The organism is Azonexus sp. (assembly GCF_041909095.1).
In the GTDB taxonomy this organism is placed as follows: domain Bacteria; phylum Pseudomonadota; class Gammaproteobacteria; order Burkholderiales; family Rhodocyclaceae; genus Azonexus.
Genome location: NZ_JAYREB010000003.1, coordinates 64,195 through 77,788 on the forward strand (window position 1 = coordinate 64,195; position 13,594 = coordinate 77,788).

General features: G+C 65.3%; 11 protein-coding genes. 7 read left to right on the forward strand and 4 right to left on the reverse strand.

The genetic code is table 11. The features are described 5' to 3' along the window. Window positions 1-99 precede the first annotated feature (99 nt). The 5 genes from ACE3OV_RS08520 to ACE3OV_RS08540 all read left to right on the forward strand — a co-directional run bounded on the left by ACE3OV_RS08520 (window position 100) and on the right by ACE3OV_RS08540 (window position 6,824). A complete protein-coding gene (locus ACE3OV_RS08520; protein ID WP_374326561.1) occupies window positions 100-2,337 on the forward strand; it encodes an NADP-dependent isocitrate dehydrogenase in 2,238 nt (745 codons plus the stop codon). Window positions 2,338-2,537: 200 nt separating this feature from the next. Continuing rightward, window positions 2,538-3,779 (forward strand): NADP-dependent isocitrate dehydrogenase, encoded by a 1,242-nt coding sequence (gene icd / locus ACE3OV_RS08525; protein ID WP_374326562.1) that lies wholly within the window; start codon window positions 2,538-2,540, stop codon window positions 3,777-3,779. 75 nt (window positions 3,780-3,854) lie between these two features. Beyond that, entirely contained in the window at window positions 3,855-4,823 is a 969-nt protein-coding gene (gene corA, locus ACE3OV_RS08530; protein ID WP_374326563.1) for a magnesium/cobalt transporter CorA, read from the forward strand. Window positions 4,824-4,837: 14 nt separating this feature from the next. After that, the gene (gene murI, locus ACE3OV_RS08535) at window positions 4,838-5,623 is read left to right on the forward strand and encodes a glutamate racemase (protein ID WP_374326564.1); all 786 of its coding nucleotides are present in this window, start codon (window positions 4,838-4,840) and stop codon (window positions 5,621-5,623) included. Window position 5,624: 1 nt separating this feature from the next. Next, window positions 5,625-6,824, forward strand: a complete 1,200-nt coding sequence (locus ACE3OV_RS08540) for a CaiB/BaiF CoA transferase family protein (RefSeq protein WP_374326565.1) — start codon at window positions 5,625-5,627, stop codon at window positions 6,822-6,824. A 7-nt stretch (window positions 6,825-6,831) separates the two neighbouring features. Here the strand turns inward: ACE3OV_RS08540 and ACE3OV_RS08545 are convergent, their stop codons facing one another. Both ACE3OV_RS08545 and ACE3OV_RS08550 read right to left on the reverse strand, forming a co-directional pair. After that, the gene (locus tag ACE3OV_RS08545) at window positions 6,832-8,460 is read right to left on the reverse strand and encodes a methyl-accepting chemotaxis protein (RefSeq protein ID WP_374326566.1); all 1,629 of its coding nucleotides are present in this window, start codon (window positions 8,458-8,460) and stop codon (window positions 6,832-6,834) included. 119 nt (window positions 8,461-8,579) lie between these two features. Next, entirely contained in the window at window positions 8,580-9,101 is a 522-nt protein-coding gene (locus tag ACE3OV_RS08550) for an energy transducer TonB (protein ID WP_374326567.1), read from the reverse strand. A gap of 73 nt (window positions 9,102-9,174) precedes the next feature. On the opposite strand from ACE3OV_RS08550, the gene ACE3OV_RS08555 reads away from it, so the two are divergent. After that, on the forward strand, window positions 9,175-10,176 hold the full coding sequence (locus ACE3OV_RS08555) for an ankyrin repeat domain-containing protein (protein WP_374326568.1): 1,002 nt from the start codon (window positions 9,175-9,177) through the stop codon (window positions 10,174-10,176). 76 nt (window positions 10,177-10,252) lie between these two features. Further along, window positions 10,253-10,579, forward strand: coding sequence for a hypothetical protein (locus ACE3OV_RS08560; protein ID WP_374326569.1), 327 nt, complete (start codon window positions 10,253-10,255; stop codon window positions 10,577-10,579). Window positions 10,580-10,587: 8 nt separating this feature from the next. Here ACE3OV_RS08560 and ACE3OV_RS08565 read toward each other — a convergent pair whose 3' ends face one another. Beyond that, complete coding sequence (locus ACE3OV_RS08565) at window positions 10,588-11,220, reverse strand: response regulator transcription factor (protein WP_374326570.1); 633 nt, start codon at window positions 11,218-11,220, stop codon at window positions 10,588-10,590. After that, window positions 11,204-13,564, reverse strand: a complete 2,361-nt coding sequence (locus ACE3OV_RS08570) for a PAS domain S-box protein (protein WP_374326571.1) — start codon at window positions 13,562-13,564, stop codon at window positions 11,204-11,206. Before ACE3OV_RS08570 ends, ACE3OV_RS08565 begins: the two co-directional genes overlap by 17 nt. Between the last annotated feature and the right edge of the window lie 30 nt (window positions 13,565-13,594).

The following is a 13,594-nucleotide window of genomic DNA, read 5'->3' on the forward strand; positions in this document are numbered from 1 at the left end:
TGGCCTTGCGGATACTCCCAGGGCTTCGTAAGCACCGCGCAAGGGTGTTGATATACGCTGCACCCGCATATTCATAAAAGCCATCGACAAGGGGTTAGCATGTCTGCAGAGGAATCCAGGATCATCTATACGCTTACCGACGAGGCGCCGCTGTTGGCGACGTGCGCCTTTCTGCCGGTCATCCGCACGTTCACGGCGCCAGCCGGGATCACCATCGAGAAAGCCGATATTTCGGTGTCGGCACGCGTCATCGCCGAATTTCCGGAATACCTGACGGAAGCACAGCGCCTGCCGAACACCCTCGGCGAGCTGGGCAAGAAGTGTCTCGAACCCGAAACCAACATCATCAAGCTGCCCAACATCTCGGCCTCGGTTGCCCAGTTGAAGGCCTGCATCAAGGAACTCCAGGACAAGGGCTACGCCCTGCCCGACTTCCCGGAAAACCCGAGTACCGACGAGGAAAAGGCGATCCGCCTGCGCTACAACAAGTGCCTCGGTTCCGCCGTTAACCCGGTGCTGCGCGAAGGCAACTCCGACCGCCGGGCGCCGGCCGCCGTCAAGAACTACGCCAAGAAGCATCCGCATTCGATGGGCGAGTGGAAACAGTGGTCGCAGACCCATGTCTCGCACATGCATCACGGCGACTTCTACCACGGCGAAAAGTCGCTGACCATCGACAAGGCCCGCCGCGTGCGCATGGAATTGATCGCCAAGGGTGGCAAGGTCAGCGTGCTGAAGCCGGAAGTGAAGTTGCTCGAAGGCGAGATCATCGACTCGATGTTCATGAGCAAGAAGGCGCTTTGCGACTTCTACGAGGCCCAACTCGAAGACTGCCGCCAGTCCGGCATTCTCTTCTCGCTGCACGTCAAGGCGACGATGATGAAGGTTTCGCACCCGATCGTCTTCGGCCATTGCGTCAAGATCTACTACAAGGATGCCTTCGAGAAGCACGCCAAGACCTTCGATGAACTGGGCATCAACGTCAATAACGGCATGGTCGACCTCTACGAGAAGATCAAGGCGCTGCCGGAATCGAAGCGCGACGAAATCATCCGTGACCTGCACGCCTGCCAGGAACATCGTCCGCGTCTGGCGATGGTCGATTCGGCCAAGGGCATCACCAACTTCCACTCGCCGAACGACATCATCGTCGACGCCTCGATGCCGGCGATGATGCGCCAGGGCGGCAAGATGTGGGGCGCCGACGGCAAGCAGTACGACAGCAAGTGCGTCATGCCGGAATCGACCTTTGCCCGCATCTACCAGGAAATGATCAATTTCATGAAGTGGCACGGCAATTTCGATCCGCGGACCATGGGCACCGTGCCGAACGTCGGCCTGATGGCGCAGCAGGCCGAGGAATACGGCTCGCACGACAAGACCTTCGAAATCGCCGAGGACGGCATCGCCAACATCGTCGATATCGACAGCGGCGAAGTCCTGCTGACGCAGAACGTCGAAGCCGGCGACATCTGGCGCATGTGCCAGGTCAAGGACGCGCCGATCCGCGACTGGGTCAAGCTCGCCGTCACCCGTGCCCGCAACTCCGGCATGCCGGCCGTCTTCTGGCTCGACCCCTACCGTCCGCACGAAGCCGAGCTGATCAAGAAGGTTGAGACCTATCTCAAGGATCACGACACCAGCGGCCTGGAAATCCGGATCATGAGCCAGGTGCGCGCCATGCGCTTCACGCTCGAACGCGTTGCCCGTGGCCTGGACACGATTTCGGTCACCGGCAACATCTTGCGCGATTACCTGACCGACCTGTTCCCGATCATGGAACTCGGTACCTCGGCCAAGATGCTGTCGATCGTCCCGCTGATGAACGGCGGCGGCATGTACGAAACCGGTGCTGGCGGTTCGGCGCCCAAGCACGTCCAGCAGCTGACGCAGGAAAACCACCTGCGCTGGGATTCGCTCGGCGAGTTCCTGGCCCTCGCGGTATCGCTGGAAGAACTCGGCATCAAGGAAGGCAACGCCCGCGCCAAGCTGCTGGCCAAGACGCTCGACGCCGCCACCGGCAAGCTGCTCGACAACCGCAAGTCGCCGTCGCCGAAGACCGGCGAGCTCGACAATCGCGGTTCGCAGTTCTATCTCGCCATGTACTGGGCGCAGGAACTCGCGGCGCAGAAGGAAGACGCCGAACTGGCCGCGCACTTCGCCAAGCTGGCCAAGACGCTGACCGACAGCGAAGCGACCATCGTCGCCGAGTTTGCCTCGGTGCAGGGCAAACCGGCCGATATCGGCGGCTACTACAAGGCCGACGCCGACAAGTGCAAGGCGGTGATGCGGCCGAGCCCGACCTTCAACGCCGCGCTGAAGACGATGCGCGCCTGAGCGGACTGATCGCCACGGACATGCCGGCAAGGCCTCCACTTCGGTGGGGGCCTTTTTCTTGCGACTGCCGCCGCGCGTGCCAATAGCTGCCAAGGTCGGCGATTTGTTTCATAATTCGCCGACCGGCCCGAGGGAGACACGCGGCCGGGCCGCCCGGAGGCCACGGCTTCCGTTGCCCGAATACCCATCGAGGAGTAGCCATGACATCTCACATCCAGGTTCCGCAAGGCGGTGCGAAAATCGTTCCCGGACAGCCGGTCCCGAACAACCCGATCATTCCCTTCATCGAAGGCGACGGCATCGGCATCGACATCACGCCGGTGATGATCAAGGTGATCGACGCCGCAGTTGAGAAAGCCTACGGCGGCAGCCGCAAGATCCATTGGATGGAAGTTTACGCCGGCGAGAAGTCGACGCGCATCTACGGGCCGGACGAATGGCTGCCCAAGGAAACCTTCGACGCTCTGAAGGAATACTCGGTGTCGATCAAGGGGCCGATGACGACGCCGGTCGGCGGCGGCATCCGTTCGCTCAACGTCGCCTTGCGCCAGGAACTCGATCTTTACCAGTGCGTGCGGCCGGTGCGTTACTTCCCGGGCGTGCCCAGCCCGCTCAAGCATCCGGAACTGGTCGACATGGTCATCTTCCGCGAGAACACCGAGGACATCTACGCCGGCATCGAGTGGGCCGCCGGTTCGGAAGGCGTCAGGAAGGTCGTCGACTTCCTGCAGCAGGAAATGGGCGTGCGCAAGATCCGCTTTCCGGAAAGCTCGGGCATCGGCATCAAGCCGGTCTCGGTCGAAGGCACGACGCGCCTGGTCAAGGCGGCGATCCAGTACGCCATCGACAACGACCGCAAGTCGGTGACCATCGTGCACAAGGGCAACATCATGAAGTTCACCGAGGGCCTGTTCCGTGACACCTGCTACCAGGTGGCGAAGGACGACTTCGGCGCCGAACCGATCGACGGCGGGCCGTGGTGCCGCGTGCGCAACCCGCATACCGGGCGCGAGATCACGATCAAGGACGCCATCGCCGATGCCTTCCTGCAGCAGATCCTGCTGCGCCCGGCCGAGTATGACGTGATCGCGACCACCAATCTGAACGGCGACTACATTTCCGACGCACTGGCGGCGCAGGTTGGCGGCATCGGCATCGCGCCGGGCGCCAACATTTCCGACCAGTACGCCTGCTTCGAGGCGACGCACGGCACGGCGCCGAAGTACGCCGGGCTGGACAAGGTCAATCCCGGCTCGCTGATCCTCTCGGCCGAGATGATGCTGCGTCACCTGGGCTGGAAGGAGGCCGCCGACCTCGTCATCAAGGGCATGGAAGCGGCGATCGGCGACCAGCAGGTGACCTACGATTTCGCCCGCCTGATGGCCGGTGCCAACGAAATTTCCTGCTCGGAATTCGGCGACGCGATGATCGAGCGGATGTAAGCGCCAGCCCCGCTGGCCCCGGCAGGCCCCCGCAAGGGGGCTTCGCCTTTCAGGAGACAGGAACAGGATGCGAGCGTGCTGATCAATTGCGTGGCCTACGAGAACGGGACCCGGCTCAACGAGATCGCCGTCGAGGAAATCAGCGATTATCTGGAGCGGCCCGGCTGTTTCGTCTGGGTCGCCTTGCGCGACGCGACGCCCGAGGAACTGGACATCATGCAGGAGGAGTTCCACCTGCACGAACTGGCCGTCGAGGATGCACGCAAGGGACAGCAGCGACCGAAGGTCGAGGATTACGGCGATTCGCTCTATGCCGTCATGCACCTGATCGAGCCGGAGGTCGACGCAGGCTACCGGCTCGGCGAGGTCAATGTCTTCGTCGGCCCCAATTACGTGCTTTCGGTGCGCAACCGCAGCCAGCAGGATTTCCTCGGCGTGCGCGCGCGCTGCGAGCGCGAACCGCATCTCCTGCAACACGGTTCCGGTTTCGTCCTCTACGCGCTGATGGACGCCGTCGTCGACCGCTATTTCCCGGTCGTCGACCGCCTCGAATCGGAGCTGGAGAGCATCGAGGACTGCATCTTCGACCGCGGCACGGCGCGCGCCAACATCGAGCGGCTCTACGAACTGAAGCGCCGGGTGATGCTGCTCAAGCACGTCGTCGCGCCGCTCATGGAGGTTGCCGGCAAGCTCGCCAGCAACCGCGGGCCGGCGCTGTGCAGCGGCAACCGCGAATATTTCCGCGACGTCTACGACCACCTGCTGCGCATCGACGCCTCGGTCGATACGATCCGCGAAACCATCGGCACGGCGATCCAGGTCAACCTGTCGATGGTGGCCATCGAAGACAGCGAAGTCAGCAAGCGGCTCGCCGCCTGGGCCGGGATTTTCGCCATTGCCACCGCCTTCGCCGGAATCTGGGGCATGAACTTTGCGCAGATGCCCGAGTTGCAGTGGCAATACGGCTATCCGGCGGCGTTGGCGCTGATCGTCTCGACCTGTCTCATCCTCTACCGGCGCTTCAAGCGCGCCGGCTGGCTCTAGGCCCTCAGCACGACGTGAATTCACGACCCATCGCCGTCTTCGATTCCGGCCTCGGCGGCCTGACCGTGCTGCGCGCCTTGCGCGCCCGGCTACCGCACGAAGATTACTGCTACTTCGCCGACACCCGTTTTCTGCCCTACGGCGACAAGCCGGAAACCTTCCTGCGCGAGCGCGGCGTGCGCATCGCCGCGGGGCTCGCCGAGCGTGGCGCCAAGGCGCTGGTGATCGCCTGCAATACGGCAACCGCCGCCGCTGCCGAAGCGATCCGGGCGGCGACGACTTTGCCCGTGGTCGCCCTCGAACCCGGCGTCAAGCCGGCCGCCGCGCTCAGCCGCAGCGGCGTTGTCGGCGTCCTGGCGACGACGCGGACGCTGGCCAGCGAGCGTTTCCAGCGTTTGTGCGCGAGTCACGCCAGCCATCTGCGGGTGTTGCCGCAGGCCTGCCCCGGGCTGGCCGACGCGATCGAGATGCACGGCGCCGAAAGCGCCGAGGTCGACGCCTTGCTCGAGCGTTTCGTGCCGCCGCTGGCCGCTGCCGACGCCGATGTCGTCGTCCTCGGCTGCACGCATTACCCCTGGGTGGCGGCGGCGATTGCCCGCCGCCTGCCGGCCGGCGTCGAACTGCTCGACACCGGCGAGGCGGTCGCCCGTCAACTCGAACGCCTGCTCGCCGGCCAGGGGCTGGTCGGCGGTGGCGCCGGCCATCTGAAGCTGATGACCAGCGGCTCGCCGCTGCAGGTCGAGGCGACGGTCGAGCGGCTGCTGGGGAGAAAGATTCCGGTCGAACATTGGGAGCCCTGACATGAGCGAAACACAGAAACCTCTGGCCGGCCTGCGCGTGGTCGAGCTCGGCAGCCTGATCGCCGGACCCTTCTGCAGCCGCATCCTCGGCGAGTTCGGTGGCGAGGTGGTCAAGGTCGAACCGCCCGACGGCGGCGATCCCTTGCGCAAGTGGCGCAAGCTCTACGAAGGCACGTCGCTGTGGTGGTACGTGCAGGCGCGCAACAAGAAATCGGTCACCGCCAACCTCAAGCACCCGGACGGCCGCGACTTCGTCCGCCGCCTGATCGCCGGCGCCGACATCCTGGTCGAGAACTTCCGTCCCGGCGTGCTGGAAAAGCTCGGCCTCGGCTGGGAACAACTGCAGGTCGACAACCCCGGTCTGGTCATGGTGCGCCTTTCCGGTTTCGGCCAGAGCGGGCCGTACAAGGATCAGCCCGGCTTCGGCGCGGTCGGCGAATCGATGGGCGGCCTGCGCTACGTCACCGGTTTCCCGGATCGGCCGCCGGTACGCACCGGCATCTCGATCGGCGATTCGATCGCCGCGCTGTGGGGTGCCATCGGCGCGCTGCTGGCGCTACGCCACCGCGAGGTCAACGGCGGGCCGGGGCAGGTGGTCGACGTCGCGCTCTACGAAGCGGTGTTCGCGATGATGGAATCGCTGGTCCCGGAAGCCGACGTCTTCGGCTTCGTGCGCGAGCGCACCGGCAACATCATGCCGGGCATCACGCCGTCGAACACGCACACCACGCGCGACGGCAAGCACGTCACGATCGGCGCCAACGGCGATGCCATCTTCCGCCGCCTGATGCTGGCGATGGATCGGCCGGACCTCGCCGACGACCCAGGATTGGCCGACAACGCCGGCCGCGACGCGCGACGCGATGAAATCTATGGCTTGATCGACGCCTGGTGCGCGGCGCGCGACGAGGCGGAAATCCTCGCCCTGCTGGAACAGGCGGCAGTGCCGTCGTCGCGCGTCTATTCGGTGCTCGACATGTTCGCCGACCCGCAATTCATCGCCCGCCAGATGTTCCAGTCGGCGACCTTGCCGGACGGCAAGACGTTCCGGGTGCCCGGCATCGTTCCCAAACTGTCGGCGACGCCGGGTGCGTGCGGCGACATCGGCCCGGCGCTCGGCGCCCATACCGACGCCATTCTCGGCGAACTCGGCTATGACCCGGCGCGCATTGCGGCAATGCGCGCCGACGGGGCGATTTAAGCGAGGCTCAGACGTGGAAGCGGCTGACCAGCTGCTTCAGGCTGCGGGCGATTTCCTGCAACTGATGGGCGGAGGCCGCCGTGCTGCGGATGGTCGCCGTCGTTTCCTCGACCATGTTGGCGATCTGCTCGACGCGCTGGGCGATCGAGGTGCTGGCTGAGCTCTGCTCGCGGGTTGCGTCAGCGACATCGCCGATCCGCTCCAGCGTGCGGCGGGCGCCGTCCTCGATTTCGCGCAGCGACTCCGACGCTGATTCGGCCAGCGCCACGCCCTGCTGGACTTCCGGCAGCGCGGCATTCATCGCTTCGACGGCGCCGACCGTGTCGCCCTGGATGCCGACAATCATCTGCTCGATCTCGGTCGTCGCCAGCGAAGTCCGTTCGGCCAGCTTGCGCACTTCGTCGGCGACCACCGCGAAACCGCGGCCCTGTTCGCCGGCACGCGCCGCTTCGATCGCCGCGTTGAGCGCCAGCAGGTTGGTCTGGCCGGCGATGTCCTTGATCACGTTGGCAATGTTGGAAATCTGCCGGGCGCGTTCTTCCAGCGCGTGGATGCGGGTCGAGGCGTCGGACACGGTATCGGCGATCTGGCGGATCGCCGCCGCCGCCTTGTCCACCCGTTGCGATCCCTGGCCGGAGAGCTTGACGGCGTTGGTCGAATCGTCGGAAGTGTCGCGCGCGCTGTCGGAAATGTGGTTGGAGCTGACCGTCAGCTGCTCGATCGCCGCCGCCATTGACGAGGTCGCGTCGGATTGCTGCTCGGCGGCGGTGGCGACCTGATCGGAGGCGCTGCTGATCTGTTCGGCGTTGCTGAGCAGGCGGCCGGCGTCGTTGTTGATCTCGGCGACCATCTGGCGCAAGGCACCGACCATGCTGCCGAGCGCATGCAGCAGGCTGCCGGCCGGCGCCTGGGCGATGTCGGTGTTCAGGTCGCCGCCGGCCACGCGCGACATGATCGCCGCCGCCGCGGCCGGTTCGCCACCGAGCTGATTGATCACGCTGCGGCTGACCAGGAGTCCGGTGAACAGCAGGATGACGAGGAGCAGCGCAGAAATTCCGCCGAGCAGCAGGGCGGTTTCGCTGAATGCCTGGTCGACGTCGTCGATGTAGATGCCGGTGCCGATCACCCAGTTCCATTGCGGGAAGAGCACGGCGTAACCGAGTTTCGGCTCGGCCTCCTTCTGGCCGGCGCGCGGGAACCAGTAATCGACGAAGCCGCCGCCTGCCTTGGCGGCGCCGATCAGTTCACGAATGATGTACTTGCCGTGGGTGTCCTGCATGTCGATCTTGTTTTGCCCCTCCAGCTGCGGATTGCCGCCGTGCAGGAAATAGACGCCGTCGGTGTCGAAACCGAAGAAATAGTCGTTTTCTCCGTAGCGCAGCCCGCGCAGGCTGTCGCGTGCCGCCTGCTTGGCCTGTTCCTCGGTCAGCGCGCCGCTGCTCGCCAGCTGGTGCTGATGCTTGACGATGCCGAGCGCCACTTCGACCAGGTCGCGGGTCTTGTCCTGGCGGTCATGCAGCATCCCTTCGCGGATTTCGAACAGCGAAATCAGGCACAGGACGAGCAGGCCGATCAGCATCAGGCCACTGAGAATATGCATGCGCGTCGTGACGCGCAGATTTGCCAAACCGCTCATTTTTGGCTCCCTGTTGCAAGTGGTTCTGTTATCGAATAATGCCTCTAGTCTATAGCCAAACCATTTTTTTGATATAGGCTAAAGGTTACATATCGGTTAATTTTGTTATTTGTGGCGTTTTAGTTAAGTCGGAAGCGTACCGGCAGCAGCACTTCCAGCGGCGCGTCGGCGGGCAGGGCGCGCAAGCGACGCACTGCCTCCAGCGCCGCCTGGTCGAGCAGATCGTGGCCGCTGCCGGCCTCGATGCGGGCGGCGACGACATTGCCATTGGCGTCGAGCATCATGAACACCAGAGCTTCGCCTTCGAGGCCGAGGCGGATCGCTTCTGCCGGGTAGAACAGGCCGGCCTGTTGCTGGCGGGCGAACTGCTCGCGGATCGTCTGTGTCCAGGCGCTGGACGTCGCGCCGTGCTTCTCTGGCGTCGTCGGGCGGGTGGCGGGTTGCGCCGGGCTAGGTTTCGGGGGCTCGGGGACGATCAGTTCCGGTACAGGCGGCAAGGCTTGCAGTTGTGCCTGCAGCGGTGGCGGGCGGGGCGCCGGCGGTGCCTCGCTGGCCAGCCAGTTCCCGGCGAGAAAGGGGGCGGCGTGGATCAGCAGCGACACGCAAAAAGCCGGTAGCAGGAAACGATGCGTTCGGAGCATGAGAGAATGTTGCCTGTTCGCAGCGCAGACAGGAAGTCGGATGAAGGGAATGGCAGGCAGATTCGGAGCGGCAATGATAATCGGGATGGTGCTGGTTTGCCCGGTCCGGGCCCAGACCTGGTTGGGCGGCGAGGTCAGCCTGCCCGATCCGGTGAGCTTCGCCAACCGGATGGAGCTGGGCGACGTGGCCCAGGCCAAGGCCTGGCTGGACGCCGGCATGGCCCCCGATTTCATGGGTAGCCGGATCGGTTCCGGGCTGATGATCGGTGCCTGGGAGGGCAATATTCCCTTGATGCGTCTGTTCCTGTCGCGCGGCGCCAGTCTGACCCTGAACAACGCCAACGGCGAGACGGCGCTGGTGCTGGCCGCATGGCGCGGGCAACTTGATGCCGTCAAGTGGTTGGTCGAGCGCGGGGCGCCGGTCAATGCGCCGCCGCGCCAGTGGTCGGCGCTGCACTACGCGGTGTTCGGTGGACACACAGCGGTGGCCGATTACCTGCTGGCGCAGGGCGCCGATATCGATGCCCGCAGCACCAACGGTTCCTCGGTGTTGATGATGGCGGTGTATGAGGGTCATGAAGCGCTCGCCCGGCAACTGATCGAGCGTGGCGCCAGGCGCGATGTGCGCAACGACTGGGGCGACGGCGCGCTGGAATGGGCGATGCGCAACAACAACCTGGGCATCGCCCGCCTGGTTGGCGATCCGGAAAGCTACCAGCAGGCGCTGAATCAACCCAAGGAGCACTGGGGGACGCCGCAGCGCTCGCTGTTCATGAGCCGCGAGCTGGAGGCGCTGCTGGCGATGCGCAAGCAACTGGAAGAGCGCAAGATGCCGACCGCCGATATCGATCGCCTGATCGCTGCCGAACGCGTCCGGCTGGTCCGTCAGCAAACGGAGCAGCCGGTGGCGCCGCGGGCGACGGCGCTGGAAATCAGCGCCAGCCGCGCAAAGCCCGGTGAGCAGTCGGTGCGGGTAGTCGGTCAGGAGGCGCCGGGGAAAAACCGGAAAGTGCCGCCGGCGACCTATTTCGGCAAGCCGAAGATGCCGCCCAAGGCGCCGGTGAAAAATTACTGAGGCATGCCGGGCGGATTGCCAAGGCTGGTCGGCTCGGGCAGACTCTCGGCGAGACGGGTTTCAAGGAGTGACGGGCATGCTGTATGTGGCGAGGGACGCCGAAGGGCGGGTTTGCGAGTTGCACCCGGTGCCGCTGGACGGTGCCACCGAGGAAGTGGCGGCCGACAACCCGGAAGTGCTGCAGTTCATCCACGAGCGCTGGCGGGAAAGCCAGCTCAACGAACTCGACCGCGATTTCGTCCGCGTCATCGAGGACACCATCGAATTGCTGATCGCCAAGGGCGTCATCATGTTCACCGACCTGCCGCCGAAGGTGCAGGAGAAGATGCTGCGGCGTAAGGAAGTCCGCCAGTTCAACGGCTTCGAGACCGGTTACGGCAGCAACGACATCATCCCGCTGTAGGCGCCGTTTCAGGCGCTGTTTTCCCCCTCGGTCTGCAGCACCGCGCGCACCAGTTCGGCCAGCGTGCGGGCGCCCATCTTGTCCATCACCCGGGCGCGGTGCGCTTCGACCGTTTTCATGCTGATGTTCAATTCGTCGGCAATCTGCTTGTTCAGCTTGCCGGCGACCACCAGATCCATCACTTCGCGTTCGCGCAGCGTCAATTGTTCGAGGCGGCGGCTGACGGCGCTGCTCTGGCTGCGGCGCTGGGCGTTCTGGCAGTCGACGGCGAGGGCGCGGCGGATGCGCGACAGCAGATCCTCGTTGTGGAAGGGTTTCTCGATGAAGTCGCAGGCGCCACGTTGTAGCGCGGCGACCGCCATCGGCACGTCGCCGTGTCCGGTGACGAAGATCACCGGCAGTGGCGAACCGCGCTGGCTCAACAGCTCGTGCAGTTCGAGCCCGCTCATTTCCGGCATCCGGACGTCGAGCACCAGGCAGCCGCGCATGCCCTCGTGCCAGGCGGCGAGGAAATGCTCGCCGGATTCGAAGCAGGCGACGGCGTAGCCTTCGCCTTCGAGCAACCAGTGCATCGAGTCGCGCATTGCTTCGTCGTCATCGACGACGTAGATCACTTGTTGGGCGTCATTGCTCGGGTTCATCGCTTGCCTCCTGCGGCAGGGTGAAGTGGAAGGCGGTGCCGCCCTCGCGGCGCCTTTCCACCCACAACCGGCCTTGGTGAAATTCTACGATGGAACGGCAGATCGGCAGGCCGATACCCATGCCGTCCGGCTTGGTCGTGTAGAAGGGGGTGAAGATGCGTTCGATGTCCTCGTCGGCGAGGCCGTGGCCGCGGTCGGCGATGCTCACCTCGACCATGCGGCTGTCGCGGCTGCGCGCCGAGATCTGCAGCCGCCGCTGTTCGGCCGGTAGCTCGCCCATCGATTCGATGCCATTCTTGATCAGGTTGAGCAGCACCTGCTCGATCATGATGCGGTCGACGAAGACGCGCGGCAGCTTGTCCGGCAGGTCGATCAGCAGCAGCGTGCTCGAGCGCTGCGCCTCGATGTCGGCGAAGGCGCGCGTCTCGTCGATCAGCTCGGGCAGTCCGATCGCCTGCCGGTGCGGCTCGCCCTTCCTGACCATGTCGCGCATGCGGCGAATGATCTTGCCAGCGCGCTCGGCCTGGTCGGAGGCCTTCTGCATTGCCGCCAGCAGGTCTTCGTTGCGGTAGTTCCCGGCCTGCATGCGCTTGACGCAGCCGGCGCAGTAATTGGCAATGGCCGACAGCGGCTGGTTCAGTTCGTGCGCCAGCGACGAGGCCATCTCGCCCATGGTGATCAGGCGCGAGGTCTGGTCGAGGCGCTTCTGCTGCTGCTGCTGGACTTCGTCGATACGCTTGCGGTCGGTGATGTCGGCGGCGATCTGGACGATCACCGTGCGCCCGTCGACCCAGCGGATGGCCCGCTCGTGCAGGTGGTACCAGTGGCCGGACAGGCGGTGGCGGACTTCGCCGTCGAACAGTTCGCAGGGCAGGTCGTCGGGCTTCAGGCTGCGCGGGTCACGGCTCAGTTCGCCGGGGTCGGGCCGGCAGGGTTCGGTGACCACGGCGCTATCGCGGCCGACGGCGTCGAAGCCGAAGATGTTCTGGAAGGCGCGGTTGGCGAAGAGGATTTCGCCGCTGTCGCTGGCCGCGACGTGCACTGCCGAGTCGAGGCCGTCGATCACCGTCTCGAAGCGCTCGTGGGCGCGCTCGAGTTCGGCCCGGGCGCGGCGCGGCTCGGTGATGTCGTTCATCGACGCCATCCAGCCGATCTGCCGGCCCTGGGTGTCGATCAGCGGTGAGAAATAGAGGCGGACGTAGAAGCGCTCGCCGTTCTTGCGCATGATCCGCATCTCGAAGCCGCCGGGTGGCGCCTGGCCAGCGAGTGCCATGTCCACCGTGTGCTGGAGCGCAGCGAACTCCTCGGGCGGCCAGTAGGGATAGGGCGGCATGATGCCGACCAGTTCGCTCTCGTCGAAGCCGGTCATCCGGCAGAAAGCGGCGTTGACGAAGGTGATGCGGCCTTCCAGGTCGATCGCCCGGAGCCCGGTGATCAGCGATTGCGACATCGCCAGGCGGAAGGCGTAGGCGGCGCGCAGCTGCTCCTCGGTCTGCGCCCGGTGCTGGGCGTGGCGGCGCAACTGCAGCATGGCGACCGAGGTGATCGCGGTGAGGACGATGATCAAGAGCGCCGGCAGGAAGGTCAGCCAGGCGCCGCCGCCGCGATAGGCGACGATTTCCAGGCCGAGCCGGTTGTTCGGCAGATTGAGGACGATGTGCCCGGAAATCTCGCGGTCGCTCGGTTTGACCGAGGTGTTGCGGAACACCTCGCGCTCCTGGGCGTCGAGCACGCTGAGGCTGTAGCGGGTGGTGAAGGCGGTCGGCAGCGAGGCACGCAGCAGGCTTTCCAGCGACTGCAGGGCGATGAAGGCGCCGAGGTCGGCGCTGCTGCGCTGCACCGGGACGATGATGTCGTGCTGCGGTCGGCGGTCGATGTCCGGGTAGTCGTCGGAAATCATCTCGCGGCGGATGCGCAGGGCCTCCTGCAGCGCCGCCAGGCGGCTGCCCTGCAGACGTTCACCGACATAGGTGATGGTCGATTCGTTGGGCGCCACCCATTCCACGTAGCCGTCGGTATCGACCCAGACGATGGCGAGGATCTCCGGGTTGTCCCGCACATAGCGGCCGGCGCGGACCTGGAAGGCCTCGTAGTCGAGCTGCATGAACTCCTGGTCGCGACCGAGCTGGCCGAGGAACTCGAGGTGGCTGAAGAGGCGGTTCTCGAGCGTCCGCTCGGCCCAGTGCATGTCGCCCTCCAGCGCCGATTTCGCGGTGTCGCGCTCGCGCCACTGCAGGAGGCCGGTGATCACCAGCATGGCCAGCGCGAAGATGCCGATCGCCAGGTAGGGGGCGTTCAGCAGCCAGGGCTGGCGCGGCGAGGGAGCGGGCGGCTTGGGGAACATGACGGGATTCTTGGGCGGCCCGCCGGGATC

What these genes read in the sequence shown, in the direction of transcription:
- ACE3OV_RS08520 (WP_374326561.1), top strand. Translation starts at nt 100, where the DNA reads ATGTCTGCAGAGGAATCCAGGATCATCTATACGCTTACCGACGAGGCG.
- icd (WP_374326562.1), top strand. Translation starts at nt 2,538, where the DNA reads ATGACATCTCACATCCAGGTTCCGCAAGGCGGTGCGAAAATCGTTCCC.
- ACE3OV_RS08540 (WP_374326565.1), top strand. Translation starts at nt 5,625, where the DNA reads ATGAGCGAAACACAGAAACCTCTGGCCGGCCTGCGCGTGGTCGAGCTC.
- ACE3OV_RS08545 (WP_374326566.1), bottom strand. Translation starts at nt 8,460, where the DNA reads ATGAGCGGTTTGGCAAATCTGCGCGTCACGACGCGCATGCATATTCTC.
- ACE3OV_RS08550 (WP_374326567.1), bottom strand. Translation starts at nt 9,101, where the DNA reads ATGCTCCGAACGCATCGTTTCCTGCTACCGGCTTTTTGCGTGTCGCTG.
- ACE3OV_RS08555 (WP_374326568.1), top strand. Translation starts at nt 9,175, where the DNA reads ATGATAATCGGGATGGTGCTGGTTTGCCCGGTCCGGGCCCAGACCTGG.
- ACE3OV_RS08560 (WP_374326569.1), top strand. Translation starts at nt 10,253, where the DNA reads ATGCTGTATGTGGCGAGGGACGCCGAAGGGCGGGTTTGCGAGTTGCAC.
- ACE3OV_RS08565 (WP_374326570.1), bottom strand. Translation starts at nt 11,220, where the DNA reads ATGAACCCGAGCAATGACGCCCAACAAGTGATCTACGTCGTCGATGAC.
- ACE3OV_RS08570 (WP_374326571.1), bottom strand. Translation starts at nt 13,564, where the DNA reads ATGTTCCCCAAGCCGCCCGCTCCCTCGCCGCGCCAGCCCTGGCTGCTG.